This window comes from Methylobacterium sp. WCS2018Hpa-22 (assembly GCF_031843785.1).
Lineage (GTDB): Bacteria > Pseudomonadota > Alphaproteobacteria > Rhizobiales > Beijerinckiaceae > Methylobacterium.
This window is the reverse complement of the sequence record NZ_JAVTJA010000012.1, coordinates 166,273-192,933: the sequence shown is the minus strand read 5'-3', so window position 1 is coordinate 192,933 and position 26,661 is coordinate 166,273. Positions and strand designations below refer to the sequence as shown.

The window sequence follows — 26,661 nt, the reverse complement described above, 5'->3', positions numbered from 1 at the left end:
TCATGCCGGACGAAACGGTCTTTCAACCAAACGCCGTAAAGGCGTGTGAGGACAACCTCCGCCATGATCAACACCAAGCTTCTCGCCGCCCTCGGCTTCACCGTCGCGGCGATCACGACCCCGGCGCTCGCGCAGGAGCCCCTCGATATCCGCGTCGCGCCCCAGTTCGACGCCAACGCCCCTGAGGCCCGCGACACTTCCTCGTTCCGCGCCGCCGCCCTGCGCTCGGATGCCGTCAGCATCGAGTCGAGCCGCATCGCCCTCGAGCGCTCGCGCAACCCGAACGTCCGCAACTACGCCAAGAACGTGCTGGTCGAGCGTGAGGCCACCACCAAGGCACTGCTGCCCGAGGGCACTTCGCTGACCGCCGGCGGCACCGTCGTCTCCGACAGCCAGCCCTTCGAGACCCGCTTCGACAACCCGGTCGGCGTCGTCCTCGCCCCGGTGACGATCTCGGCCACCATCGCGTCACGGATCGTCGGCGGCGTGCTCGGCGGCGTCGGCCTCGTCGACAACACCCTCGGTGAGCCCGGCCGTCGCGTCGCCATCGGCCCGGACGGTCAGGCCCGGATCGACCGCCTGAAGAACGCCCGCACCGGCCGTGAATTCGACCGTACCTTCGTGCAGCAGCAGGCCCGTTCGGATGCCCGCACCCTCGGCCTCTACGAGTCCTACTCGCGCAACGGCGACAACGCCCAGGGCCGCGAGTTCGCGAACCAGGCGCTGCCCTACATCGCCAACCAGCACGGCCACTCGGCCGTCCTCGCCGACCGTATCGGCGGCTGAGCCATCGCCCCGTGAAACAGAAAAGGGCCGCCCGGTGGGGCGGCCCTTTTCGTTCGGGCTCAATCCACCCTCTCCCCTCTGCGGGAGAGGGTGCCTGCGGAGCAGGCGGGAGAGGGGACGACCTCTCCGGAGATGGCGCTCCCCTCTCCCGATCCGCTTCGCGGCCCACCCTCCCCCGCAGAGGGGGGAGGGAAAGCGTTCCGTCAGATCGTCTGCTGGCCGACCTCGTCCTCGGGACGCGTGCCCCGGCGTCGGCGAGCGCCGCGCTCTAAAAGCGACCGGCCGATGGCACGGAACGGCGCGGTGAGGCGGCGGGCATCGTCGGCGCGTTCCATGAAACGCTCGCCGTTGCGGATCTCCTTGTCGAGGCGGGCCATGGTGCGGGCGAGGGCCGGGTCGTCATCGTCGAGCCACACCTCGACGGTGCGGGCAAAGGCGATGACCACGCCCTGCAGCTTCAGCCGGCCCAGAGGCCCCTCGGTGTTGATGCCGGCCGCAGCCAGCATGAAGCGGTGCGAGTTCAGCGCCACGCCGTTCAGCGCGACGAGGGAGAGCGGGTCGCCGCGCAGGGCGTAGGAGATCCGGCGCAGGGCATCCTTGTAGGGGGTCATCGCATCGAGGCGGCGCATCAGCACGTCGAACAGACGCTCGCGGGTGGGCTCCTCGGCGAGGTCGGAGGAATCGCCTTCCAGCACCTTGCGGTCGATGATCCGCGAAAGGCCACCGAGCACCGCGCCCTTGGAGGGGAACAGGTCGCGGAATTCGGCGAGGGACAGGCCGGCCTCGCGGGCGATGTCGCCGATTTCGATGTCGTTCCAGGGCTGGACGGCGGCGAGCCGCATCAGCGCCTCGACGGCAGCCTCACGCGGGGAGTGCTGCGGGGCGGCGACGGCGATGTCGGTCCCAGCGGTCTCGTTGCCGCCGGTCTCATTACCGCCCTCGGGCTTCGCACCTGTGGTGTTTGCCATGGTCGTTCGATCCTCGTGTCTGTTCCCTATCATGTAGGTTGTGCAGGCGGATCGGTTAGGGGGCGGCTCAGCCGGAGAGCTCGCCTGCCCGCAGCTTCGCGGCGGCGACCGCCTCGCGCATCAGGTCCGGCACGCCGCCCTCGCGCATCAGCACGGAGAGGGCCGCCGCGGTGGTGCCGCCCGGTGACGTCACGTCGCGCCTCAGCTGTCCCGCATCGTGAGGGCTGGTGGACAGGAGCGCCCCGGCCCCTGACACCGTGGCGCGGGCAAGCCGTGCCGACATGTCGGCCGGCAGCCCAGCCGCCACACCCGCCTCGGCCATCGCCTCTGCCAGGAGGAAGACATAGGCCGGGCCGGAACCGGATAAAGCCGTCAGAGTGTCGATCAACGCTTCGTCGTCGAGCCATTCCACGCCCCCGACAGCCTTGAGCAAGGCATCGGCCTGGTCACGCTGATCCGGGGAGACGTTGGCATTCGCCACCGCGCCGGTGACGCCGCGGCCGATGCTCGCCGGAAGGTTCGGCATCGCCCGGACGATGGCGCGCGCGGAGGGCAGGCGGCCCTGCAGGTCGCCGATGGTCTTGCCCGCCAGGATAGAGACGACGAGCGTATGGGGTGCGATCACCCCATTGATGAGGCCGGCCGCGCCCTCCAGCCCCTGCGGCTTGATCGCGAGGATCAGCGCATCGTTCGCCGGGACGTCACTCGGGTTCAGGGCGATGCCATGGCTCTCGCAGAGCCTCACCATCTCAGGCGAAGCCTGCGGATCGACGACGCAGGTCCTGGCGGCATCGAGCCCGCCGGCGAGCCAGCCGGCCAGCATCGCGCCGCCCATCTTGCCCGCCCCAACCAGGGTGAGGGAGGCGGGCAGGGCGGAGGAAGACGGAATGCTCACGCCTCGCCTTCGGTCTCGAACAGGACCGCATCCAGGGATTCGCGGGCGGACTTACCCGCCCAGAGCACGAACTGGAACGCCTGATAGTAGCGCTCGCAGGCATCCACGGCGGATTTCAGCATCATCGCGCACTGGCTCTGGGTCGGCGCGGCACCGTCGGTGAGCAGCAGAGAATGCCGGAACATCACCACGCTGTCGGTGGACCACAGGTCGAAATGACCGACCCAGAGCTGCTCGTTGACGAGGGAGATGAGGGTGAGGATCTCGGTGCGGCGGTGAGCCGGCACCTTCAGGTCGAAGGCGCTGGCCACATGGAGGGCCTCCACATCCTCGATCCAGGTGAAGGCGACGTGATAGTCGGACCAGCGGCCGGCCACGGCCACCGACATCTCGTCGGTTTCGGCCCGGTCGAAGATCCAATCGCGAAGGGAAGCGAGCCGCTCGACGATGTCGAGGGGGTGCTCGTTCCGGTCGAGGCCTTCGATGTGAAGTTGGGTCATAGCGGTCCAGCTAGGCGTCCCGAAAGGGGCGCCGATAATGGTGAACGACAATCAATCCCCTTCCGGATTTCCCATCCCCAAGCTGAATCCGCGCACAGGCAAGACACAGCGTGATCGAGGGGAAGCTTAAGGGTCGAAGGTCGGGTCCGGGGGCGAAGCGAATCAGTGCCTCACTCACTATAGACCGTGGCGGACTCGCGTTTCAAAGCGCTCCCGATGACCGGTGAACAGGAAAGCGGATTTCCACCGTTCCTTCCTGTGCACAAGCTTAGACCGGACTCGGGGCCCGCGAATCAGACCGATGTCGCTGGCGGAGGCGGCGGCTCCTGCGTGCCGAGCCGGCCCTCCAGCACGGCGACGCGGGCTGCGAGAGCATCGTTCTGGGTGCGGAGAGCCGAGACCAGATCGCGCAGCACGTCCACCTCTTCGCGGGTGGCGATGTCCATGTCGCGGATCAGCCGCTCGATCTGCGCCTTGAACACGGTCTCCGCCTCACGCTTCACGCCCTGCGCCGCACCGGCGGCATCGGTCATGAGTCGGGCGAAATCGTCGAACAAGCGGTTGGAGCCGCGGCCCGCGCCGTCCTTAGAGCCTTGCATCGTCGTCTCCCGAGATCGAGGCCCGCGTCGGACATCGCGCCGGCACCTGAGGTAAGCAAATAAGAATCGAAGGCGTGCGAGGCAATCCGAAGGCAAGGTGCACGGCCGAGGAATTCGCGTTCGGGCCCGCCAAAACCACGTTCGATCCGCCACGATGGGACCGCAAACCGGTCGCCATGGTCACCGCCGATTCGACGGACCGGCAAGGATGCGCATGGTCACCCGACGCGATTATACCTTCGGCACAGCCGCCTGGGCAGCGGGACATCTTCTCGCCGGGGGGAGACCGGCGCTTGCCGCGGCTTCGTTTCCGGAGAATCTTGCCGACAGGTTCGCGCAGATCGAGGCGACGAGCGGCGGACGGCTCGGGATCGGTCTTCTCGATACCGGCAGTGGCACCCAGGCGGCGCATCGCGGGGCGGAGCGCTTCCCGATGTGCAGTACGTTCAAGGTTCTCGCGGCCGGTGCTGTGCTGGCGCGGATCGACCGGGGCGAGGACAGGCTCGACCGGCGGCTGCGTTACGCGGCGAGCGAGGTCGTGCCCTACTCGCCCATGAGCGGACCGAGGGCGGATGGTGAGGGCATGACCCTCGCCGAACTCTGCGAGGCCGCCGTTACGCTCAGCGACAACACTGCTGCCAACCTGCTCCTCGGGACGATGGGTGGCCCGGCCGGACTCACCGCCCAGATCCGCGCGTTCAGCGACGCGACGACCCGCCTCGACCGTATCGAGCCGGATCTGAACGAGGCCGTGCCCGGCGACCCGCGTGACACCACTACGCCGCTGGCCATGGCCCAGACGCTCCGGCGCCTCGTCCTCGCGGACGCGCTCTCGCCCTCATCGAGAGCTCTTCTCACCGCCTGGCTCGTGGGTTGCCGCACCGGCGATGCGCGGCTGCGCGCCGGCCTGCCGAAGGAGTGGCGCATCGGCGACAAGACCGGATCCGGCGAGAACGACACGGCCAACGATATTGCCGTGATCTGGCCGCCGCGCCGGGCTCCCCTCGTCCTGACGGTCTACCTGACCGGGGCGAAGACGTCGCCGGAGGCGCGCAGCGCCACCATCGCCTCGGTGGCCAGGGCCGTCGCCGCCGCCGCTGCGGAACGAGATGGCGGTTGACGCGCACCGATCCGTGTAAGCGTCCCTTAAGTGGTTGTCTGCCAAGGCTTAACCGACAAGCGGTGGCACCGAGACGAGGGCTCCGGCGCCGCTTTACCAGCGTGTCGGAGGGGTGAATGATGATCGAGGGCCTCAAGCACCGCATCCGCGCCGCGGGACGCCGGCCCCGATCGCCCAATGAGGCAACGCTTGCCGCACTTGCTTTTGGGATCGCCGCCTTGAGCACATCCGCCAACCCGGCCTCCGCCGACGAGCGACCGCATTACGACGGCTTCCGTCAGGGCACGTATCTCTCCTACCTCAACGCGGGGGAGGATGGCGCCGAGATCACGCGCTCGCCGCGCCTCGGCCTGTCCTTCGGGGATGAGGTGCGCCCGGTCCTGATGGATACCGGCTCCACCGGCATCGTCGTCTCGGCGAGCCGGATCCCCGGCTTCGAGACGATGCCGTCGCGGCCCGGACGGCTCACCTACAGCAGTTCCGGGCGGATCATGATCGGACGCTGGGTGACGCTGCCCGTCACGCTCGTCGGCGGCAACGGGGCCAGCGTGACCACCTCACCGCTCCCCGTCCTGGCGGTCACCGAGATCGCGTGCACGAACAACGCCCGCGCCTGCACGCCGGAGACGATGCCGGGCCACGTGGCCATGTTGGGTATCGGCTTCGGACGGGAGGGCGACTCGCAGAGCCAGAGCACGCCCGACACCAACCCGCTCCTCAACCTCGCCCCTGACGGCAGGAGCCCCGCACGGCGCGGCTACGTGGTGACGCGGGACGGCATCCATGCGGGTCTCACCGGAGCCAATACGCGCGGCGGCATCCGCTTCGTGAAGCTCGATCCCCACCCCGACATTCCCGGCGAATGGCAGGGCGTCCCGGTCTGCATCACGGTGAACGGCCAGGCACCCGGCGCCTGCGGCCGGGCGCTCGTCGATACGGGCGTGTCGGCGATGTACCTGACCTTGCCGACAGGGGCCGTGGACGGTGCCGTCACTTCCGATGACGACGGCCGAAGCCAGTTCCTGCCCGGCACCCGCCTCGGCTTCACCTTTCCCGGACGAGGCTCCGAACCGGCGGCGGCCTACGACATCGTCATCGGCGACGAGTCCCGACTCTCGCCGGGCAAAGTGACCCTCAACACCCGTCGCCCGGAGCCCTTCGTCAATACCGGCCTGCGCTTCCTCAATGGCTTCGACGTGCTTTACGACGCCGATGGCGGCTATTTCGGGTTTCGCAAGCGGTAGAGCATAGTCGACGCAAGCGTCTTTGCGATGACATTTGCCGAATGTGTCCCGGATACCGGACCGAAACAGACGTTTACAATTCTGATCTCGCTATCCCCTTCGAATCCCTCCGCCGAGGCGTCATAAACGGCCACCGGATGGACGAGACATGACGCAGACGAATTCCGCCACACCCCATATCCTCGTGGTCGAGGACGACCGCGAGATCAGCGCCCTGGTGGCGCGCTACCTCCGCGCCAACGAATGCCGGGTGAGCCTCGCAGGGGACGGGCGCGAGATGGACAAGGCGCTGGCGGATGCGCGCGTCGACCTCATCGTGCTCGACCTGATGCTGCCGGGGGAGGACGGGCTGAGCCTGTGCCGGCGCCTGCGCGCGGGGTCCTCGATCCCGATCCTGATGCTCACCGCCAAGGCCGAGGAGATCGACCGGATCGTCGGGCTCGAGATCGGCGCGGACGATTACCTCGCCAAACCGTTCAACCCGCGCGAGCTTCTCGCCCGCATCCGCGCGATCCTGCGGCGGGGCGCGAGCGCCGAGGCTGCCGGCGACGATGGCGCCCGCCGGCTGCGCTTCCTCGACTGGACCCTCGACGTGTCCCTGCGTCAGCTCCTCAGCCCGGACGATGCCCGCATCACCATCACGGGGGCGGAATTCGACCTGCTGCACGTGCTCTGCCTGAGACCCGGCCGGGTGCTCTCGCGCGACCAGCTCCTCGACCTGACCCAGGGACGGGCCGCCGGCCCATACGAGCGGAGCATCGACGTTCTCATCAGCCGCATCCGCCAGAAGATCGAGGCCGACCCTCGCAACCCGGAGATCATCCGTACCATCCGCTCGGGCGGCTACCTGTTCACCCCGGCGGTGACGCGATCATGAGCGCAACCACGAAGGGCCGGTGGGGGCGCCTTCTCGGCTTTCCGCCCCGCAGTATCGCCGGCCAGATCGCGATGCTCAGCGTGGCCGCCATCGTCGTCAGCCATGCGGTGGCGACCCTGGCCTTCCTGATGCTGCGCGAACCCTGGAATCCGGACAATCATCCGGGCGTAGCCGCGACACGGCTGGCCACCATCGTTCGCCTGCTCGATGCCGCTCCGCCGGGGGATCGGCCGCGCCTGCTGCAGGATGCGGCACGCAGCCTGCCCGGCCTGCAGCTCGAAGCGGCCCCGCCGGAAACTCCCGCCCCCGGCACTCGGGACGGGCAGGCCGACCATCCCATAGTCCAGCGCATGCGCGACGGGTTCGGACGGCCCCTCACGATCACCGATCTCTCGTCTCCGGGGAAAGTGCCGGAGACGGCCAGTGGCATCCGGATCGGCATCACCACGCCGTCCGGTGCGAGCCTGCGCGCGACCCTGCCGGATGACGTCCGGTCTCCGTTCGGCCCCGGCCCGATCATCTTCACCTTCGTCCTCCTCGGCATCACCCTGTCGCTCATGTCGATCTGGGCGACGCGGGCCTTGACCGCTCCGCTGGCGAAACTCGCCGAGGCCGCCGATGCCTTCGGCACGGGCATGAACCTCGTGGCGCTGCCCCGGAACGGGCCGAAGGAGGTGATGGCCGTGTCCCGCGCCCTCGACACGATGCGCGGCCGCGTCCGCCGCCTCATCGACGATCGAACCCAGATGCTGGCGGCGATCAGCCACGATCTGCGCACCCCGATCACCCGTTTGCGGCTGCGGGCCGAATTCATCGAGGACGATCACGCACGCACCATGACCCTGCGCGATCTCGACCAGATGAACGGGCTGGTGGACGCCGCCCTGTCCTTCGTCCGGGACGGTCAGGCCGGGGGCACCCAGACTCTCGTCGACCTCGCTTCCCTGGTCCAGACCGTGTGCGACGGCTTCGCCGATGTCGGCGCGGACGTGCGTGTGGAACAGACGCGGCACGTCCTCGTGCGCGGCCGGGCGGACGAGCTCCAGCGGGCCATCGTCAACCTCGTCGATAATGCGGTGAAGTATGGCGGCGCGGCGCGGCTGACGATGCACCCGTCGGATCAGGGCGTGGCTCTCGAAGTGTCCGATGACGGTCCCGGCATTCCGGAGGCCGAGCGCGACGCCATGGTGCAGCCCTTCGTACGCGGAGACCGGGCCCGGAATCTCAACGAGGCCAGCGGCTTCGGCCTCGGTCTGTCGATCGTTCTCGCCATCGTGGAGGGGCATGGCGGCCGGCTGACCCTGTCGAACAAGCCCCCCCGCGGCCTCGTGGCCCGTATCGACCTGCCCCTCGCCGTCGCTCAGGGAGGGCAGCTGCGCGCGTCTCCATCGACGAACCCTGGGACCGTCGCCCCGGTCATTTCCTGATTTTGGCATTCGACTGTTTCGGAACGTGGGTTCGAAACATCGCGAAACTCTTGTGCCGGGCGCGGGAAAGGTCCGCTTAACCCTGGGTGTCGCTCTCTCGACACCCGTCGCGAGCTCCCCGCGACGGCATTCGACCGAGGCGACCGCGCCATGACATCTGTCAGTTCCACTCAGACCTCCGCCACGTTCCAGGCCCAGCGTCCGCCGCCGTCCAGAGGCAATCCGGTCGCGCAGGCCATCGCCAGCGAGGTCTCCACCGGCGGCATCAGCGCCACCGACGGCACCGCTCTCACCGACGCCCTCGATTCCATCGATTCGAGCCTCAAGAGCGAGAGCTCCAACGCGACCGGCAGAACGAGCACACGCCTCGACCCGTCGCAGATCGAGGACACGATCGGCAGCCTCATCGAGGATCAGGTCTCCAGCGGCGACCTCACCACCGATCAGGCCGAGACCCTGAAGACGCTGTTCGAAGCCAACGCGTCGGGCAGGGGAGGCGTTGGGGACGCAGGTGGCGCGGGCGCTCGACCAGCCGGCCCGCCGCCATCCGAGGTTGAGGCACAAGGCGCGTCATCCTCGACAGACATGTCGGCCGGCGTCAGCGAGCTTCTCGACAGCTTCATGACGACGCTCCAGGAATCGCAGACGAGTGCGTCCGGTTACGCCGCCTCCGGTGCCAAGGCGTCCGGCGCGAGCGCCAGCGCCCTGTTGTTCGACTTCAACACGTAAGGGCGGTCCCTCCCGGTGCCCGGCATCCACGCCCAGGCACCGGGGGGCTACACGCCGGGGGTCTCCCTTAGAACTCCATGTCGAGTTCTTCGATCTCGTTGGGCTCGGCGGCGGCCGCCTCGCTCCATTCCACCATCAGGGGCCAGGCCAGGATGGTGTCGCGATAGGCCGCGACGTTGCGGGGCAGCGAGACGTCGTAGGTCTGGAACCGCGTGCAGACCGGCGCGAACATGGCATCGGCGAGGCTCGGGCGCGTGCCGAACAGGAACGGACCGCCGTAGCGCGCCAGGCAATCCTCGACGATGGTGATGACGCGCTCGATATCGCCCCTGGCTCCGTTGAAGATCTTGAAATTGGTGTGGCGGGCCTTGAGGTTCATCGGCAGGGCCGAGCGCAGGTTGATGAACCCACCATGCATCTCGCCCGAGATCGAACGGCAGCGCGCCCGCGCCACCGGATCCTTCGGCAGGAAGCCCGCATCGGGGTAGGTCTCGTTGAGATACTGGGAGAGGGCCAGGGTATCCCAGACCTCGATCTCGCCATGGACGAGGCGGGGCACGAGGAAGGAGGGCGACAGGTGTAGAAGCTCGGCCCGTGAGGATTCGTCGTCACCGGACAGGACCTCGACCTCGAAATCGAGCCCGGCCATGCGGCAGACCAGCCATCCCCGGAGCGACCAGGATGAGTAGTTCCGGCTCGAAATCGTGAGCGTGGCGACTGGCATGTCCATCCCCTGTCTTCTCATCCCCGACCGTCCATAAGGTTTTCGGCCCGAGCTGTGCAGGGGGCATCCAAGTCTCGTGCCGCATCGAACCGGCCTTCTCCGAAGGAGAAAAACCTTTCCTGTCTCGTCGATGGGACAGTGATGCATTCTCACAACATTTATTACAGATCGTACCTGCAGCCGATTGCGTTGCGCGCAACCGTGGCTCAGCCTAGCGGGCTGTGACGACCGTCGGAGGCGATCCCGGCGGTTGAGCACAACGAAGCGAATGACCCGCTATCCGATCGTTCGCGCAGGAGTTCGAGCGTCATGCTCTACGATGCCTTCGAAGTGCAGTCCGACCTTGCCCAGCGCACGCGCTCCTGGGGGAAGCTCGTCCACGACGCCGTATCTCCCTGGGTCGGGGCCCGAAACGCGGCGCCGATGAACTGGTGGTCGGCCGGCGCCAGGATGATGATGCGCGCGGGCCTGACCTTCGCCCGCCCCGCCTTCGGCATCGACAGCGTCCGGGTCGGCAACCGCGAAGTGTCGGTGAGCGAGGAGGCGACGTTCTCGACCCCGTTCGGGACGCTTCTGCGTTTCAGGAAGGACATCGATTCCGAGCAGCCCAAGGTGCTCGTCGTCGCGCCGCTCTCGGGCCATTTCGCCACGTTGCTGCGCGGCACGGTGCGGACCCTGCTGGCCGACCACGACGTCTACATCACCGATTGGCACAATGCCCGCGACGTGCCGCTCGCCGACGGTCCGTTCGGGTTCGATGATTACGTGGATCACCTGGTGCAGTTCCTCGGCGTGATGGGCGAGGGCTCGCATGTCGTGGCGGTCTGTCAGCCGGCGGTCCAGGCGCTCGCCGCCGCCGCCGTCATGGCCCAGTCGAAAGACATCGCGCATCCGCGCAGCATGACGCTCATGGCCGGGCCGGTGGATTGCCGCATCAGCCCGACCTCGGTGAACAAGCTCGCCACCTCGAAGCCGATCGCGTGGTTCGAAAAGAACCTCATCGCCACGGTTCCCCAGCGTCATGCGGGGGCCGGCCGTCGGGTCTATCCCGGCTTCATGCAGGTCTCGGCCTTCGTCTCGATGAATGCCAAGCGCCACCAGCAGAGCCATGCAGACCTGTTCTGGCATTTCGCCAACGGCGAGGCCGACAAGGCCAACCAGATCGAGACGTTCTACGACGAGTATTTTGCCGTCCTCGACCTCGCGGCCGAGTTCTACATCGAAACCGTCCAGACGGTGTTCCAGGATTACACCCTCGCCAAGAACGAACTGACCTATCGCGGAAATCCCATCGACATGCGGTCCATCCGCAAGACCGCGCTGATGACCGTAGAGGGCGAGCGCGACGATATCTGCGCCGTCGGGCAGACCATGGCGGCGCACGACCTGTGCGGCAGCCTCCCCCCGCACATGAAGAGCCACCACCTGCAGGCGGGCGTCGGCCATTACGGCGTCTTCACCGGCCGCAAGTGGGAGGGCCAGACTTACCCGCTCGTGCGCAACTTCATCCAATCGCACGCATGAGGATGCGGGTCCGGCTCAGGATTTAACCGAGAGCGGTTGGAACTCGTGTCCGCTTGGTGTATGAGCCTGCCCCAAGTGAGTTTTCAGCGTCGATTCGAGACCGTCACACACAGGTCCCTCCCTGGAGCGATCCAGGGTATGGGGCTATTGGCGGTTTGCCCTCGTCGGACAGGCGGGGGCGTTCGGAGAGGGCGCCGTCCGACAAACATACGTCTCTAAAGGATCAAGTCCGTTGCAGGTACTCGTTCGCGATAACAACGTCGACCAGGCACTCCGCGTTCTCAAGAAGAAGATGCAGCGCGAGGGCATCTTCCGCGAGATGAAGCAGCGCAAGGCCTACGAGAAGCCCTCCGTGCGCAAGGCTCGCGAGAAGGCCGAGGCCGTGCGCCGCGCCCGCAAGCAGGCCCGCAAGACCGCGATCCGTGAGGGCCTGATCGCCGCTCCGAAGCCGAAGCCCCGTTTCGGCGCCGGTGCGCCGCGTCGTCCGGGCGGTTCGCCTTTCGCTCCGAGCGCCGCTCCCTCGGCCAACGTCGCCTCGTAAGACCGACCGGCGGCCGATCCCGTATCGGCCCCGAACGCGGTTACTGGCGCTACCGTCCCATCTCTCAGAATGCCCGGGCGCCGATGCGTCCGGGCATTCTGTCGTTTCAGGCGATCCCCACGGCGGCGGAGGCGTGCTCGGCTTCCACCAGGACATCGAGGGCGCGCCAGGGCTTCTGCATGTAAATGGCCTGTTCGGGCAGGCGACCGGTGCTGCGCTCGTCGTAGCCCGAGGTCAGGACCATCCGAACATCGGGCCAGCGCTGCTCCACGGTCCGCGCCAGGGTGATGCCGTCCATGGCCCCGCCGAGGCGCACATCGGCGAACAGCAGGGCGACGTTCAGTCCCTTGCGCTCGAGAAAGCCGATGGCCGCCTCGGCGCTGTCACAGGCGATCACGTCGAGATCGGTTTCCTCGAGAATGGCTGCAGCGAGGTCGCGAACCGCTGCATCGTCCTCAACCACGAGGGCAACGGGGCCGTCGATCTGGGCTGGCGATACGGTGTCGGCGGTCGAGTGGATGGTATGATTCATGAGGTCTCCTTCTTGGAATGGGGGCGGGCGCGATCGCGGCCCCGCAGGGCGTCATGCGCCCGGTCGATGATTCGATTGTTCGAAGGCTGCGCCGCCTGGCCGGGATCGGCAAGAGTGCCAGCCGCCGCCACGGCCATGCGCCTCTCGCTCCATAAAAAGCGGAACCGCCTCAAAGCGGGCTTGGTGGCAGCCTAAGATCCGAGAATGCACGAAATCGAGCGTCTCTGCACATCGTCTACGCAGACGCACAAGGTTCGGGCATACCGCAACGCATTAACGATCTGTTCACCGCAAAAGATCGAATGTTACAGTTCAACGACCGTCAAGCTGGATCATGGAACGGTTTCTGTTTCCCGATCCGGGGAGGGGTGCCGAAACAGGGGGTTGTTGCTCAGTCATGTGCCGCTTTCTCGCCTATAGCGGTGATCCGGTCTTCCTGACCGATCTCGTCTGCGCGCCGACGCACTCGCTGGTGCATCAGTCGCTGCACGCCACCGAGGCGAAGACGGAGACCAACGGCGACGGTTTCGGCATCGGCTGGTACGGCGAACGGACCGATCCGGGCCAGTATCGCGACGTCTGCCCGGCCTGGTCGGACGAGAACCTCGTCAACCTCTGCCAGCAAGTCCGCGCGCGGATGTTCTTCGCCCATGTCCGCGCCTCGACCGGCACGGCCACCACGCGGGCGAACTGCCATCCCTTCGCCCATGGCCGGCACCTGTTCATGCATAACGGCCAGATCGGCGGCTATCACCGCATCAAGCGGCGGATCGAGGCCCTGATCCCGGACGCGCTCTACGAAGCGCGGCGCGGCACCACCGATTCCGAGGCGATCTTCCTCCTGGCCCTGGCCAACGGCCTCGCCGAAGACCCGATCGGCGCCATGGCCGAAACCCTCTCGACGGTCCGCGACCTGATGCAGGCGGCCGGGATCACCGAGGCCCTGCGCTTCACCTCCGTCGTCACCGACGGCGAGACCCTTACTGCCTATCGCTGGGCCTGCGACGGCCGCCCGCCGAGCCTCTATTACCGCCAGACCGAAACCGGCCTCGTAGTGGTCTCCGAGCCCATCGACGATTGCAAGGAGGGCTGGATCGTGATCCCGCGCGGCGGCACGCTGCAGGCGACGCGCGGTGGCACGGTGACGGTGAAGGGCGCCGACGAAGCGCGGGTCCGCATCGCCGCCTGAGACCGCTCCCGAGGGTTGCGGCACGGAGGGTTGCGGCGTCGGCGCGAAGGGCGGACAACCCATGCTCCTTCGAGAGCGTGAGCCGCCGATGACCGACACGGACGTGACCCTTCACATCGCCGGGGCCTGGACGCCCGGTTCCGACGCGCGGACGATCCCCGTCCTCAACCCCGCCACCGGCGACGCCATCGGCACCGTGGCGGTGGCGACGCGCAACGATCTCGACCGTGCCCTGGAAGCCGCCCGTCGCGGATTCGCCGAATGGCGCAGGGTCGCGGCCTTCGATCGCGCCAAGGTGATGCGGCGGGCCGCCGATCTGCTCCGTTCGCGCGTCGACGACATCGCCCGGACGATGACGCTGGAACAGGGCAAGCCGCTGGCCGAAGCGCGGGTGGAGACGCTTGCCGCCGCCGACGTCATCGATTGGTTCGCCGAGGAAGGGAAACGCGCCTACGGCCGCATCATCCCCGCCCGCGTGCCGGGCGTGACCCAGATGGTTCTGCGCGAGCCGGTGGGTCCCGTGGCCGCCTTCACGCCCTGGAACTTCCCGATCAACCAGGCCGTCCGCAAGCTGTCGGCGGCGCTCTGCGCCGGCTGCTCGGTGATCCTGAAGGGGCCGGAAGATACGCCGGCGAGCTGCGCCGAACTCGTCCGCGCCTTCCTCGATGCCGGGGTGCCGGGTGACGTGCTGTCCCTGGTCTTCGGCGATCCAGCCGAGATCTCGTCCTACCTGATCCCGCATCCGGTCATCGCCAAGATCTCGTTCACCGGCTCCACTCCGGTGGGCAAGGAGCTCGCGGCTTTGGCCGGGCGCCACATGAAGCGCATCACCATGGAACTCGGGGGCCACGCCCCCGCCCTGGTCTTCGCCGACGCGGATGTGGAGAAGGCCGTCTCGGTGCTCGGCGCCAACAAATTCCGCAATGCCGGGCAGGTCTGCGTCGCGCCGACCCGCTTCCTCATCCACGATTCCGTCTACGACCGCTTCGTCGAGGGGTTCGTGGCGCATGCACAGGGCATCAGGGTCGGCGACGGGCTCGATCCCGAGACCCAGATGGGGCCGTTGATCCATGCCCGCCGGCGCGAGGCGATGGAATCCCTGGTGGCCGATGCCGTAGCGCAGGGCGCGGAGCTCCGCACCGGCGGCAAGCGCATCGGCAACCGCGGCCATTTCTTCGAACCGACCGTACTCACCGAGACCCCGCTCACCGCGCGGATCATGAACGAGGAGCCGTTCGGCCCCGTGGCCCTGGTCCAGCGCTTTTCCGACGACGAGGCGGCCTTCGCCGAGGCCAACCGGCTGCCCTATGGTCTCGCCGCCTACGCCTACACCCGCTCGGCCACCCGCGCGACGGAGATCGCCGCCCGGGTCGAGAGCGGCATGCTCGGCATCAACCATCACGGCCTCGCCTTCCCCGAAACCCCCTTCGGCGGCATCAAGGATTCCGGCTACGGCAGCGAGGGCGGCTCGGAGGCGATCGAGGCCTATCTGACGACGAAGTTCGTGAGCCAGGCGAGCGCCTGAGCGCCCGCATTCGGTGGGCTCGACAAGCAAAACGCTCCATGGGGCAGACCCCATGGAGCGCTGATGCACGCCTTTGCTCCGGCCCCGCTCACGGGAGCGGCCTTAGCGGGTCGCGGGGTCGACGATCTCGGCGACGATGCGCCGGGTCGCGGGAGCACGCGAGGTCAGGGACGGCGTGGTGGTCAGCTCGGAGGCCGGACGCACGGCGGCCGTGACGCGGGCCTGCTCCCGATAGAGCGTGGGGGTGACGGTGATGCGCTCGTCAGCGGTCGCGGTACCGACCAGGGTGGCGGAGGCGAGAGCGGCGAGGACAAGGCTACGAACGGTCATAATATTGATCCCTCTGATGTTTCGGGGCCGATGCCCCGTTTCGTGAGACCGATATATTTTGCGGCGCAACATTCATCAAACAGATAGCATCGATATTCGATATCGACCGTATCAATGCGATGCTTCCAATTGGACCGTGCGGCCGTTTATGTCTTCAGCCGTTTCGATCCGCAAACGTCGCTGGAAAGCATGAGACAGGATGGGATGTCTCACCCTGTCTCGTCATCGGCTGGGCTTGTCACTTCACCAAGGGTTTCAGACCTAAGTCCCGAAGCCGAGGCGCCTCTGATCGGCAGCCGATGGACGCCGACCGCCAGCGATGAGGTGGAGCTTCGACGTCGTTCTCAGCCCTGTCGTCAGTAGCGGGGGGCATCGACGCGTGCACCCCAGATATTGAGCGTGCGGATCGACGGCTTAGACGGAGCGTCCACGGCCTCTGCGCTCGCCTTGGCGGATGCGTAGGACCGCTTCGGCGCGATGGAAGCGGTGTTCGGCGAGTTGGTGGCTGGTGCGGTCAAGGTCGCTTGGGTACCGGGGACGGTGAAGCGATGCCCCCAGGCGTCGAACGACCTCGCCGGCTCGGCCTTGGCAGGAACGATGGCGGCGACGACTAGTGTGAGGATGGCGCCGGTGATGAAGGTGGAGCGAGTGGTCATGATACGACGTCCTGTTCGGTGAGCGTTCGTCGGGGGAGGTTTCCGATGACCCGACGCTTCGGCCCGTTGCAATAACGTTGATATAAACGTAGCGTCGCGGCCTGCGGTGCGCGTCCGCACATAGGTTGATACCAATCATATTCGGAGAAGGTCTCGTTTGGCAGGGGCTGTACAAAACCCGCAGGGCCATTATCTCGTTGGTATCAACACTCCGGGGGAATTTCGTATGGCCGGACATCCGGTCCTCACTCCAAAGATCGCGGCCGGGGTCGAACAAGCCTGCTTCAGCTTCGCGGCTCAGAAGGCGGCGCGCGCCATTGGCCGGCGCTATGACGCGGCGCTCCGCCCGACCGGCCTCTCGAACTGGCAGTTTACGCTGCTGATGATGCTCGTCCGAGACGAGGCTCCGGCCATCGGCGCGCTGGCACAGGCCCTAGCGATGGATCGCACGACCATCACCGCCAACGTGAAGCCCCTCGAACGACGCGGGCTGCTAAGAATCGAGGCCGATGCGGACGACAGGCGCGTCAGACGCATCCTGCTTACCGACAAAGGTCGCACAGTCCTGGCACAGGCGTACCCGCTCTGGGAGAAGGCGCAAGCCGCTTGCGCCGAACATCTCGGCGCGATCGATCAGACCATTTACCGTGCCGCCGTGGCCGCGCTGACGATGTGACCCGGCCCGGCAGGGCACTCGGGGCCTATCGCGCCCGGAGATCTTCCCACTTTGCTCGAAACATTCGCGAGGTGCGAGAAGCCGGTGCTCCTCAGTAACGCACCGTCGCCCGCACGCCGAACACCGCGGCATTCTTGATCCGGGCGCCATCGGGATCGCGCGGATTGGGCACGCCGCCGCCCGGGCGAAAGATATACTGGATGTCCGGCTGAACCGTGACGCCGGGTCCGAGGACGGCCTGATAGGTCGCCTCGATCACGGCCTCGCTGCTCCGACGGGGTCCACTCGCGCCGCCGAAGCGGATCACATCGGTGTCGAACCCGCGGGCACTGTCCGAGATGCGGGCCAGGGCGAAGGCGACGCCGATCGTGTCGTCTGACCGTCCCTTGAAGAGGCCCTTATAGGCAATGCCCATATCGGCGTAGAAATCCACGATGTTGCGGTCGGAGGGCGAACCGGACAGGCGCAGGAACACACTGGCACCGTCATTCGGGTCATCGGGCTCGCGGTAGATGGTCTGGTCGATGATGCCGTAGAGGCCGCTATCGCCGCGAAAGCGCCGGGCGATGCCGGTGGTGGACGGATCGGCCAGCGAGCGCCCGGCCTCGTCGAAACGCTGGCTGTCGAACCGGCCAAAATGATGCCAGCCCCCCAGCGTCACCGTGCCGGGATCGCCCTCATCACCTTGCGCGATGTTGTACGCATAGGCGGCCTCCGCGATGACGAGGGCGGGGTCGCTGGTGCGGAAATTCGTGCCGGTGCGGTTGCGGCGCTGAGGATCGAGATCGCTGGGGTAAGGCCCTGCCGGATCGCCGTCGAAGACGCCGACCTGCAGCGAGAAATTCTGGTTCGGGACGTATTTCGCCCGGATCGCCGGCACCGCCAGCGGGTAGATCGGACCGCCGCTCGGCAGCACCTCCGCCATGATGTTGGGCCAGCCGAAGGTGGAATTGATGAACAGCGTGCCGGTCTGAGTCACGGCGAATTCGGTATCGGCCGCGATCTGACCGACCTTCAATCCGAACTGTCCGTCGAACAGCTTCTGTTCCAGCCAGATTTCGTAGAGCCGCGAAGAGGGCAGTGCCTCGATGGCGCTCACGGTGATGAAATTGTTGACGTAGTAGCGCGACAGGCCGGTGCCGTGGATGAGGTAGAGATTGGTGTGGAAGGTCGCCCCTTGCCAACCTGCCAGCTTCTCGAGGTCGGCATCGAACTGGATATCCAGGCGCCCTTCGACGATCGCACCGCGCCGTACACCGCCCGTCGCGTTGCCGAAGCTCTCGCCGATATAGGTGAGGCTGTACTCGATGCCTTTGGTCTTCAGAAAGGAACGCAGGCCATAGGGGTCGCCATACGGGCCGAGCTGGTCCTGTATCGAGGTGTTGAGGTTGGCCGAAGGCTTGGCCGAGGTCACCGACTGCGCCACCGACGTCTGCGGATCGCCGCCGGCGCCGCGCGGTGAGCCGATATCGAGCCCTTCCAGCGCCAGACGCGCCTGCCGGGCCGCAATCTCGGCAGCGGTCTGGGCGTGGGCGCCAGACACGGCAAGGCCGGACATCAGGGCTGCGACGGTCGCAAGAGGAAACGAGCGGAGCATCATTCCTCGGAAAAGCGTGTCCCAGGGCGACCGACCCCCGCTCGCGCTCTATCATGCAGAGCGTGACAGAGCTGTAACCGATACGAGGGAGCGATGTGGCCGCAGGAATTCCCTATCCCGGTGTGTCGCGCTTCCCACATCCGCTTCAGAGCAGTGCTCTGTGAGGAGCGCCTTACTTGCCGGTCCAGTTCGGCGGGCGCTTGGCCAGGAACGCCTCCATGCCCTCGCGGAAATCGGCGCTCGTGTAGCACATGAGGATGAGATCGTCGTCGGGCCGTTCCGATGCCTCCTCCTCGGCGGCGAGGCGGCGCAGACCTTCCTTCGTGGCGCGTAGGGTCAGCGGTGCATGGCCGGCAAGCTGCGTCGCGAGTTCCGTCGCCCTGGCGGCAAGAGCGGCGGCATCTTCCACGACTTCGCCGACGAGACCGGTCGAGAGCGCTTCCTCCGCGCCGAACAACCGAGCGGTGAAGATCATGTCCTTCACCCGTGCGGGACCGATGAGGCCGGACAGGCGCTGAAGGTTCGACATCGACAGGCAATTGCCGAGCGTCCGCGCAATGGGAAAGCCGAACCGGGCATCGCGTGTGGCGATGCGTAGGTCGCAGGAAGCCGCGATGGCGGCACCGCCGCCGGTACAAGCGCCGGCGACAGCGGCGATGACCGGCACGCGCAGACGCTCGAGCGTGCCGAGGACCTTGTCCATGAAGCGCTCGTATCCAAGGGCGTCCTCCGGGCTGGAGAAGTCCCGGAACTGGGCGATATCGGTGCCGGCGGCGAAGGCCTTCTCACCGGCGCCGGTAATGACGAGAACCTTGATCCGTTCGTCCGCCTCGATCCGTCCGCACAGGTCGATTAGGCCCTGATACATCGCGAAGGTCAGGGCGTTTCGTGCCTGTGGCCGGTTGAGGACGATGCGGGCGATGCCGGCATCGTCGGTTTCGAACAGGATCTCGTCGGTGGCGCTCATGCGGGGTTCCCATGCCGGACCGGCCGTTCATCGGCCTCTTCGACACAGGTCTTGCCCATCCGTGCCGCTTTCGGCAACCGCAGGGAGACCGGACAGGCGGCCTTCGATGCCCTCGGCTCCGATCAGAACAGCGCCGGGACGAACATATCCTGCGGAACTGGCTGGCGGGCGTAATCCTCGTGGCGCATGCGCTCGGGCAGATGCACCGGCGGGTGCTCCACGTCGCCATAGGGGATCTGCGTGAGGAGATGGCTGATGCAGTTGAGGCGGGCCTTCTTCTTGTCTACGGCCTCGACCACCCACCACGGCGCCTCGGGAATGTGCGTGCGGGCGAGCATCACTTCCTTCGCCTTGGTATAATCCTCCCAACGGCGACGGGATTCGACGTCCATCGGTGAGAGCTTCCACTGCTTCAGTGGATCGTGGATGCGCATGTTGAAGCGCAGTTCCTGCTCCTGATCGGTGATCGAGAACCAGTATTTCAGCACGATGATGCCGGACCGCACCAGCATGCGCTCGAATTCCGGCGCGGACTGGAAGAACTCTTCGTACTGGTCCGGCGTGCAGAACCCCATCACGCGCTCGACGCCGGCGCGATTGTACCAGGAGCGGTCGAACAGCACGATCTCGCCGCCCGCCGGCAGATGCGCGACGTAGCGCTGGAAATACCATTGCGTGCGCTCGCGCTCGCTGGGAGCCGGAAGCGCGGCAACGCGACAGACGCGCGGATTGAGACGCTGGGTGATGCGCTTGATGGCGCCGCCCTTACCAGCCGAATCCCGCCCTTCGAAGATCACGACCACGCGGAGCTTCTGGGCCTGGACCCAATCCTGCAGACGAACCAGCTCGTGTTGGAGCCGAAACAGCTCACGGAAATAGACTCGCCGGTCCATGCTGGGCGGACGCGGGCTTGCATCGATTTCGCTAACCAGTCGCTCAAGGCGCTCGTCTTCTAGTTCCATCTCCAATTCTTCATCGAAGTCGTCGGCCATCTCTCGACGAATAGCCTCGATATCGAAAGGACGAGTCCCGGCGCGCGTGCCGTCCATAACATTGCCTTCCTGATGAATGGGAATGATCCAGGCCCTTGGATCACAACTGCATGACAGTAAGGAGACCTCCTCGGCGACGGCAACGAGCTCCCTAAAGCCTGTATTGGCCTGCCTTCTCATGCGGGATTGTCGAGGGCATTTTTGGCCGGGAGGACGGCGACGCAAGCGAGCCGTCTGGTTGCGACATCCAGGGCGTTCGGCACGTTGGCGGTGCGGGCCGCCTCAATAGCTAAACACACCGAAAATTCATGCAACGTCGCGGCGCTGTTCCAGCACGGCATCCTTCGACAAGCTCAGAATGAGGGCCGCTCTGACCCGGCGGCTTCTCGATGGCGGGGTGGCGCATGCCCTGGATCAGGCACCAATCCTGGCGGCGCTCGACCGTGAGGCACCGTCGAATTTGGCTGAGTGCAGGCTGGACCATCTCTTTTTGCCGTCATCAAGGGCAACCAGCGCAACGCGATCCTGCACGTTCGCTGAAGCCAGGACATGCCCTTCGGCATCGATCAACGCCACGCGTTTGTGCCCGGCCAGCTTCTGGGTGCCGTCGTAGCCGCGCAGCCCTGCACGCCAATGCAGGTGACGCTTTTCTCCGGGCTAAGACGAAACTTCGCGGCTACACTCAACCTGTCTGTTTCAAACATTCGCCCGGTTTCGGATTTCATCCGTTCTGCGCCGCCACTCCAGACGGCGTACTATCCCCGCGTGCCCCAGCGTACGCCCATCCGGCTCGGGGCCGCCGCATCGGGGCCGATCGGGGGACCGCTCGGTCGGGCGACCGGCGGGGAGGACGGCTCTGCGGCCTCCTCCTCTGAGGCGGTGAAGGCCTCCTTCGAGAACTGGCCCGCCTTGCGGAAGGTCCAGAGGTAGCCGGGCACGATGGCGGCCATCGCGGTGGGCAGGATGCCGAGCCCGTCCAGCGTGCGGCCTTCCGCCTTGGCGGCTTCCGAGACCACGTTGTCGGTCTGGAGCAGCGTGACCTGGTCGCGGGTGAGCTTGAGGCTGTCCGGCAGCAGGCCGAGGCTCAGCGTGTCCACGGTCTCGATCACGCGGGCCTGCAGCATGGCGATGGGCTTGGGCAGGTCGACGACGAGGCGGCGGCGGCGGGTGGTCTTCAGCATGTAGCGGACGAGGCCGTCGAGGGTCTCGACCTCCGGGCCGCCGAGCTCGTAGACGCGGCCGGCCTCGGCCTGCCCGTCCACCGCGCGGGCCACGGCCTCGGCCACATCGCCGACGAAGACCGGCTGGAAGCGCGTCTCGGCTCCGGCGAGGGGCAGGACCGGGAGCACGCGGGCGAGCGACGCGAAACGGTTGAAGAAGCTGTCTCCGGGGCCGAAGACCAGGGAGGGACGCAGGACCACAGCCCGGGGCTGGGCCGCCAGCACCTTCGCCTCGCCCAGCGCCTTCGAGCGCGCGTAGAGAGAGTCGGAATGCGGGTCCGCCCCGATGGCCGAGACGTGGACCAGGGGCGCGCCGATTGCGGCGGCGGCACGGGCGATCTCGCCCGCCCCTTCGGCCTGAAGCGTGAGGAATCCCTGCCTGCCGGTCTCCTGGAGGATGCCGACGAGGTTCACCACCGCGTCGGCTCCCTCCACCGCCCTGGCGATGGAATCCGGGTAGCGCAGGTTCGCCTGCACGGCGACGATCTGCCCGACCTTGCCGAGAGGCTGCAGGAACAGGGCGAGGTCCGGCCGCCGGACCGCGACCCGGATACGGTAGCCGCGCTTGGCCAGCGCCCGCACCACATGGCGTCCGAGGAAGCCCGAACCGCCGAAGACGGTGACCAGCTGCGATGACGGACGCGGCAATGACGGTCCGGCGAAAGGAGAGGTCGAAGCGTCGAAGCCGGTCATCGCCTGGTTCCCACCTGTCATCCGAGATGCCCTGCCACGCCCTGTCCGGGCCGGGGGCGAGTCTCTGTCCGTCACCACTGAATGCGGGATTACCATCGCTCGCGCATCGATAGCTAGGGCCGTTGACCGCAGCGCGGGAGGCCCAGGCGGCGATGAAACATTCGGCGAGGGAAAACCCCCGATACCCCGCCGTTCACGGAGGAGCCGGCGGTCGGCACCCTGTGGCGAAGGTTGGCTCCGCGACGCGTCCGATGCACCCCGGGTGATCGTCTCACCGAGGCGGGGCCGACGGGGAGGAAATAGAATGTTCTCGCTGAACGGCTGCGTATCGAAAGATTGTCCTTGTCTGCGGCAAGAAAATGTATTTCCATTCCTTTGACTATAGGGCCGGTTTGTAAGAGATTTCATCTATCAAAGATGAAGCACAAGCAGTGAATGATAATGCGCTTGCTGCAATAACGTATTCAACTGAGGCTTTTGCTTCAGATGAATGCCTGGTTTCTCACATTCGCGGATAGAACTATGACCCGCCCGAGCCATCGCCCTCCGGAGCCGATCCGTTTTGCCTATTGGGTGCCGAACGTGTCCGGTGGCCTTGTCATCAGCAAGATCGAACAACGCACGAGTTGGGAAGCGGATTACAATCGCCGCCTCGCACAGATCGCCGAGGAGGCGGGGTTCGACTACGCCCTGACGCAAATTCGCTTCACCGCCGGTTACGGTGCCGAGTACCAGCATGAATCGGTGGCGTTCAGCCACGCCCTGCTGGCGGTGACCACGAAGCTCAAGGTCATCGCCGCGCTCCTGCCCGGCCCCTGGAACCCGACCATCGCCGCCAAGCAGATCGCGACGATCAGCCAGCTCACCAACGGGCGCATCGCCATCAACGTCGTGTCGGGCTGGTTCTCCGGTGAGTTCCGCGCCATCGGCGAGCCCTGGCTCGACCATGACGAGCGTTATCGCCGCTCGGAGGAGTTTATCCGCTCCTTGCGCGGGATCTGGACGCAGGACGACTTCACCTTCCGCGGCGATTTCTACCGCTACACCAACTACACCCTGAAGCCGAAGCCGGCCGACCCGCAGCCCGAGATCTTCCAGGGTGGCTCCTCCCGCGCGGCGCGCGACATGGCGGCCCGCGTCTCCGATTGGTACTTCACCAACGGCAACACGCCGGAGGGGATCCGGGCGCAGGTGGACGACATCCAAGCCAAGGCCTCGGCCAACGGCCATTCGGTAAAGGTCGGCGTCAACGCCTTCGTCATCGCCCGCGACACCGAGGAAGAGGCCCGCGCCGTCCTCCAGGAGATCATCGACAACGCCGATCCCGATGCGGTGAAGGCCTTCGGCCACGAGGTGAAGAACGCCGGCAAGGCCTCTCCGGAAGGGGAGGGCAACTGGGCGAAATCGAGCTTCGAGGATCTCGTCCAGTACAATGACGGCTTCAAGACCAACTTGATCGGCACGCCCGACCAGATTGCCGAGCGTATCGTGGCCTTGAAGGATGCCGGCGTCGACCTCGCACTCCTCGCCTTCCTGCACTTCCAGGAGGAGGTCGCCTATTTCGGCGCGCACATCATCCCGAAGGTGAGGGCGCTCGAAGCCGCGCGCGAGCGTCGGGCCGAGGCCGCCTGAGCGGCCTTTCCAGCGCCAGCTGACGACAGCCGCGCATCCCCTCTCCCCGCAGGCGGGGAGAGGGCCGCGACGACCTCGTCGTCGGCGCGGCGAGGCGGCATCCGCCGGTGAGGGGGCTCGTCCGGAGGAGCCTCTTTCGGAATCGCCCCCTCACCCTCGCTTCGGCCTCGCCTCCGCTTGCCTCGCCCCCGACGAGAGGGGGATCCGGCTGAGGTCTTCAAACGCCCGTTCAAACCAGCCCATCGCCTGCCCGGTACCCTGGAGCCATCCATGAACATCGCCGTCAGCGCCCAGTCGCTCGAAACCGCCCGGGGCGCGCCGCCGGTTCCCCGTCCGGCATCCCCCGCCCATGTCATCCGCGACGATGCCGAGGCGATCCGCGTCGCCCATGCCCTCGCCAAGGAGTTCCGCGAGGGCGCGTCCGAACGCGACCAGACCAACCGGCGGCCCTATGCCGAGCTCGACGCGTTCTCCCAGAGCGGGCTCTGGTCGATCAACGTTCCCAAGGCCTTCGGCGGGCCGGAGGTGTCCTACAAGACCCTAGCGCAGGTCGTCGCCATCATCTCGGCCGCCGACCCCTCGATCGGCCAGATCTCGCAGAACCACCTCGGCATCGTGGCGGCGATCCGTACGGTATCCGACCCGGAGCAGCAGGCGCTGCTGTTCGGCGAGGTCCTGAAGGGCACCCGCTTCGGCAACGCCTTCTCGGAGATCGGCACCCCGCGCGCCACCGATTTCAAGACCCATTTCGTCGATGACGGCGACCACGTCATCGTGCGCGGCAAGAAGTTCTATTCGACGGGGGCATTGCTCGCCCATCTCGTCCCCATCGTCGCCCTCGATGGCGAGGGGCGCGCCTGGTACGCCATCGCCGACAGGGGCGCCCCCGGCCTCACCGTCATCGACGACTGGTCGGCCTTCGGCCAGCGGACCACGGCGAGCGGCACCGTCCTCATCGACGACGTCCGTGTGCCCAAGACCCATCTCGTCCCGGCCTGGAAGGGCTACGAGCAGCCGCGCTCCGACGGGGCGATCTTCCAGATCATCCAGGCGGCGGTGGATGCCGGCATCGCCCGCGAGGCCATCGACGACACCATCGCCTTTGTCCGCACCAAGACCCGCCCCTGGGTCGATAGCGGCCAGGACCGCGCCTCCGACGATCCCTACACGATCCAGGCGATCGGCGAGCTGACGATCCGGCTCCATGCGGCCGAAGCCATCCTCGACAAAGCCGGCCTCGCCCTCGACGAAGCAGTGGCCAACCCGAGCGCGGAGACGGTGGCTGCGGCCCAGCTCGCCGTCGCCGAATCGAAGGTGCTCACCACCGAGATCGCCGTGCAGGCGAGCAGCAAGCTATTCGAGCTCGCCGGCACCCGCTCGACCCTGGCCGAGAGCAACCTCGACCGGCACTGGCGCAACGCCCGCACCCACACCCTCCACGACCCGGTGCGCTGGAAATACGCGATCATCGGCAACCACGCCCTCAACGGCGTGAACCCGCCGTTCCACGCCTGGAGCTGACGGAGGGAGTCGGACGAAGGGCGCTCGTGCCTGAACCCACCATTTCGTCGTGAAATGGTGACCCGTCCGCTTTCCAACGACGAACGAAGGAAGCGGACGTTCTCCCCGAAATGGCCGAGCTCTGTTTTGCGCAGGAAGCGAATGGCAGCAGCCACCCTACGGCCTCGCGCCCGAGGGAGCGCCCGCCGAGGTACAAAGGGCCAGCCACAGGGGTACTCTCATGGCTCATCGAGAAATGCCTCGAGAGCGCCGAATGGTCAGACCTCAGCGCCTCCACTCGCAGGCGGCGGCATACGGTGTACCGCGCGATGCAGGAAACCGCCGGTTCGAAGCCTCTGACAACCATAGATCGATGGGGGGATTCTCGCTGGCCGGGATAAGCGCCGCGACAAGCCGCACGCCGCCAACACATTCCTGAAGGCCATGCGTGGCCTCTTCGGTTGGGCCACGGTTCGGGGCCTTGTCCCGGTCGCCCCGACCCTCAACGCCAAGCTGCTGACGGGCGCGAATGATGAGGTGGGCTTCTTTGGCTGGACAGACGACGAACTAGCCCGGTTCGAAGCGAAGTGGCCGGTCGGCACCCGCCAGCGCCTCGCCTTCGACCTGTCGCTCCATACGGGCTTCAGGCGCAGCGATGCGGTGAAGATCGGTCGCCAACACGTCCGGAGCAGGGAGCCATCGAAGACGGGAGACGTCGTCCCGCGGCCAATCCTCCGGATGCTGGCCGAGTCGATCGCAGCGACGCCGACCGGAGATCTCACCTGCATCATCAGCGAGCAGGGCCGGGCCTTCACGAAAGAATCGTACGGGAACTGATTCAACAAGATCTTTCGTGATGCCGGCGAGCGGGGTCAACGCGCGGTCTACGGAACTCCGGCGCGCCGTGCTGCCAAAGCTGGAGCTACGGTGGCCCAGCGCAATGCTCTCTATGGGTGGACGCCCGGAAGCCGGGAAAGCGCGGTCTACACACGCACCGCCGAAAAAGTCCGGCTAGCCCGCTCGGCGCTCATTTATCCCTCACCTGCTACCCTGGTGCGGAAGCCGATCGGGATAATCCAGCGAAACTACGGGCTTAAAAAAATAGATGGTGCCCAGGGACGGAGTCGAACCGCCGACACTGCGATTTTCAGTCGCATGCTCTACCAACTGAGCTACCTGGGCCCCCGCCGAAGCGCTTGGCGCCGTCGACTGGAGCGG

General features: G+C 66.6%; 26 protein-coding genes and 1 tRNA gene. 14 read left to right on the top strand and 13 right to left on the bottom strand.

The features are described 5' to 3' along the window. Positions 1–63: 63 nt before the first annotated feature. Positions 64–786, top strand: coding sequence for a DUF4142 domain-containing protein (locus RQI43_RS17225; protein ID WP_311275943.1), 723 nt, complete (start codon positions 64–66; stop codon positions 784–786). A 203-nt stretch (positions 787–989) separates the two neighbouring features. Here the strand turns inward: RQI43_RS17225 and RQI43_RS17220 are convergent, their stop codons facing one another. The 4 genes from RQI43_RS17220 to RQI43_RS17205 form a co-directional block, all read right to left on the bottom strand. Continuing rightward, positions 990–1,754 carry a hypothetical protein gene (locus RQI43_RS17220; protein WP_056428185.1) on the bottom strand — a complete coding sequence of 255 codons (765 nt, stop codon included), beginning with the start codon at positions 1,752–1,754 and terminating at the stop codon, positions 990–992. Between the two features lie 67 nt (positions 1,755–1,821). After that, the gene (gene proC / locus RQI43_RS17215; protein WP_311275942.1) at positions 1,822–2,649 is read right to left on the bottom strand and encodes a pyrroline-5-carboxylate reductase; all 828 of its coding nucleotides are present in this window, start codon (positions 2,647–2,649) and stop codon (positions 1,822–1,824) included. Beyond that, a complete protein-coding gene (locus RQI43_RS17210) occupies positions 2,646–3,149 on the bottom strand; it encodes a YbjN domain-containing protein (protein ID WP_018045511.1) in 504 nt (167 codons plus the stop codon). Before RQI43_RS17210 ends, proC begins: the two co-directional genes overlap by 4 nt. Positions 3,150–3,442: 293 nt before the next feature. Next, positions 3,443–3,748, bottom strand: a complete 306-nt coding sequence (locus RQI43_RS17205) for an accessory factor UbiK family protein (protein ID WP_311275941.1) — start codon at positions 3,746–3,748, stop codon at positions 3,443–3,445. Between the two features lie 214 nt (positions 3,749–3,962). Between RQI43_RS17205 and bla the strand changes: the two genes are divergently transcribed. The 5 genes from bla to RQI43_RS17180 all read left to right on the top strand — a co-directional run bounded on the left by bla (position 3,963) and on the right by RQI43_RS17180 (position 9,145). Then, a complete protein-coding gene (gene bla, locus RQI43_RS17200) occupies positions 3,963–4,868 on the top strand; it encodes a class A beta-lactamase (RefSeq protein WP_311275940.1) in 906 nt (301 codons plus the stop codon). Between the two features lie 218 nt (positions 4,869–5,086). Then, complete coding sequence (locus RQI43_RS17195; RefSeq protein ID WP_311275939.1) at positions 5,087–6,112, top strand: hypothetical protein; 1,026 nt, start codon at positions 5,087–5,089, stop codon at positions 6,110–6,112. A 148-nt stretch (positions 6,113–6,260) separates the two neighbouring features. Continuing rightward, positions 6,261–6,989 carry a response regulator gene (locus RQI43_RS17190; protein WP_207410965.1) on the top strand — a complete coding sequence of 243 codons (729 nt, stop codon included), beginning with the start codon at positions 6,261–6,263 and terminating at the stop codon, positions 6,987–6,989. After that, entirely contained in the window at positions 6,986–8,416 is a 1,431-nt protein-coding gene (locus tag RQI43_RS17185; RefSeq protein ID WP_311275938.1) for an ATP-binding protein, read from the top strand. The genes RQI43_RS17190 and RQI43_RS17185 overlap by 4 nt, the downstream gene beginning before the upstream one ends. 150 nt (positions 8,417–8,566) lie before the next feature. Next, positions 8,567–9,145 (top strand): hypothetical protein, encoded by a 579-nt coding sequence (locus RQI43_RS17180; RefSeq protein ID WP_056428160.1) that lies wholly within the window; start codon positions 8,567–8,569, stop codon positions 9,143–9,145. A gap of 67 nt (positions 9,146–9,212) precedes the next feature. On the opposite strand, the gene RQI43_RS17175 is transcribed toward RQI43_RS17180, so the two are convergent. Continuing rightward, positions 9,213–9,869: a glutathione S-transferase family protein gene (locus RQI43_RS17175; protein WP_056428649.1), complete on the bottom strand. Its 657-nt coding sequence runs from the start codon at positions 9,867–9,869 to the stop codon at positions 9,213–9,215. Between the two features lie 309 nt (positions 9,870–10,178). Between RQI43_RS17175 and RQI43_RS17170 the strand changes: the two genes are divergently transcribed. Together RQI43_RS17170 and rpsU are read left to right on the top strand one after the other, a co-directional pair. Further along, complete coding sequence (locus RQI43_RS17170) at positions 10,179–11,393, top strand: polyhydroxyalkanoate depolymerase (protein ID WP_311275937.1); 1,215 nt, start codon at positions 10,179–10,181, stop codon at positions 11,391–11,393. 232 nt (positions 11,394–11,625) lie between these two features. Continuing rightward, positions 11,626–11,934: a 30S ribosomal protein S21 gene (rpsU, locus tag RQI43_RS17165; protein ID WP_056428151.1), complete on the top strand. Its 309-nt coding sequence runs from the start codon at positions 11,626–11,628 to the stop codon at positions 11,932–11,934. Between the two features lie 106 nt (positions 11,935–12,040). Here rpsU and RQI43_RS17160 read toward each other — a convergent pair whose 3' ends face one another. Next, positions 12,041–12,466, bottom strand: coding sequence for a response regulator (locus tag RQI43_RS17160; protein ID WP_311275936.1), 426 nt, complete (start codon positions 12,464–12,466; stop codon positions 12,041–12,043). 397 nt (positions 12,467–12,863) lie between these two features. Between RQI43_RS17160 and RQI43_RS17155 the strand changes: the two genes are divergently transcribed. Together RQI43_RS17155 and RQI43_RS17150 are read left to right on the top strand one after the other, a co-directional pair. Beyond that, positions 12,864–13,655 (top strand): class II glutamine amidotransferase, encoded by a 792-nt coding sequence (locus RQI43_RS17155; protein WP_018045521.1) that lies wholly within the window; start codon positions 12,864–12,866, stop codon positions 13,653–13,655. 88 nt (positions 13,656–13,743) lie between these two features. Then, positions 13,744–15,180, top strand: a complete 1,437-nt coding sequence (locus RQI43_RS17150; protein WP_311275935.1) for an NAD-dependent succinate-semialdehyde dehydrogenase — start codon at positions 13,744–13,746, stop codon at positions 15,178–15,180. 102 nt (positions 15,181–15,282) lie between these two features. Here RQI43_RS17150 and RQI43_RS17145 read toward each other — a convergent pair whose 3' ends face one another. After that, a complete protein-coding gene (locus RQI43_RS17145) occupies positions 15,283–15,510 on the bottom strand; it encodes a hypothetical protein (RefSeq protein ID WP_082470407.1) in 228 nt (75 codons plus the stop codon). Positions 15,511–15,866: 356 nt separating this feature from the next. Further along, the gene (locus tag RQI43_RS17140; RefSeq protein ID WP_311275934.1) at positions 15,867–16,166 is read right to left on the bottom strand and encodes a hypothetical protein; all 300 of its coding nucleotides are present in this window, start codon (positions 16,164–16,166) and stop codon (positions 15,867–15,869) included. Positions 16,167–16,392: 226 nt separating this feature from the next. Here RQI43_RS17140 and RQI43_RS17135 point away from each other — a divergent pair, with 226 nt between their 5' ends. Next, positions 16,393–16,842 carry a MarR family winged helix-turn-helix transcriptional regulator gene (locus RQI43_RS17135; protein ID WP_311275933.1) on the top strand — a complete coding sequence of 150 codons (450 nt, stop codon included), beginning with the start codon at positions 16,393–16,395 and terminating at the stop codon, positions 16,840–16,842. A gap of 91 nt (positions 16,843–16,933) precedes the next feature. Here the strand turns inward: RQI43_RS17135 and RQI43_RS17130 are convergent, their stop codons facing one another. The 4 genes from RQI43_RS17130 to RQI43_RS17115 form a co-directional block, all read right to left on the bottom strand. Continuing rightward, the gene (locus RQI43_RS17130; protein WP_200919100.1) at positions 16,934–18,442 is read right to left on the bottom strand and encodes a carbohydrate porin; all 1,509 of its coding nucleotides are present in this window, start codon (positions 18,440–18,442) and stop codon (positions 16,934–16,936) included. A gap of 169 nt (positions 18,443–18,611) precedes the next feature. Beyond that, positions 18,612–19,406, bottom strand: coding sequence for an enoyl-CoA hydratase/isomerase family protein (locus RQI43_RS17125; RefSeq protein WP_311275932.1), 795 nt, complete (start codon positions 19,404–19,406; stop codon positions 18,612–18,614). Positions 19,407–19,528: 122 nt separating this feature from the next. After that, positions 19,529–20,455, bottom strand: a complete 927-nt coding sequence (gene ppk2 / locus RQI43_RS17120; protein WP_056428132.1) for a polyphosphate kinase 2 — start codon at positions 20,453–20,455, stop codon at positions 19,529–19,531. A gap of 698 nt (positions 20,456–21,153) precedes the next feature. Continuing rightward, a complete protein-coding gene (locus tag RQI43_RS17115; RefSeq protein ID WP_056428129.1) occupies positions 21,154–22,311 on the bottom strand; it encodes a complex I NDUFA9 subunit family protein in 1,158 nt (385 codons plus the stop codon). Positions 22,312–22,833: 522 nt separating this feature from the next. Here RQI43_RS17115 and sfnG point away from each other — a divergent pair. The 3 genes from sfnG to RQI43_RS17100 all read left to right on the top strand — a co-directional run bounded on the left by sfnG (position 22,834) and on the right by RQI43_RS17100 (position 26,280). Further along, entirely contained in the window at positions 22,834–23,943 is a 1,110-nt protein-coding gene (gene sfnG / locus RQI43_RS17110) for a dimethylsulfone monooxygenase SfnG (protein WP_056428126.1), read from the top strand. A 270-nt stretch (positions 23,944–24,213) separates the two neighbouring features. Next, on the top strand, positions 24,214–25,464 hold the full coding sequence (locus RQI43_RS17105; RefSeq protein WP_311275931.1) for an SfnB family sulfur acquisition oxidoreductase: 1,251 nt from the start codon (positions 24,214–24,216) through the stop codon (positions 25,462–25,464). A gap of 423 nt (positions 25,465–25,887) precedes the next feature. Continuing rightward, entirely contained in the window at positions 25,888–26,280 is a 393-nt protein-coding gene (locus RQI43_RS17100; RefSeq protein ID WP_056428124.1) for a hypothetical protein, read from the top strand. 269 nt (positions 26,281–26,549) lie between these two features. On the opposite strand, the gene RQI43_RS17095 is transcribed toward RQI43_RS17100, so the two are convergent. Then, a tRNA-Phe gene (locus RQI43_RS17095) sits at positions 26,550–26,625 on the bottom strand. Positions 26,626–26,661 lie beyond the last annotated feature (36 nt).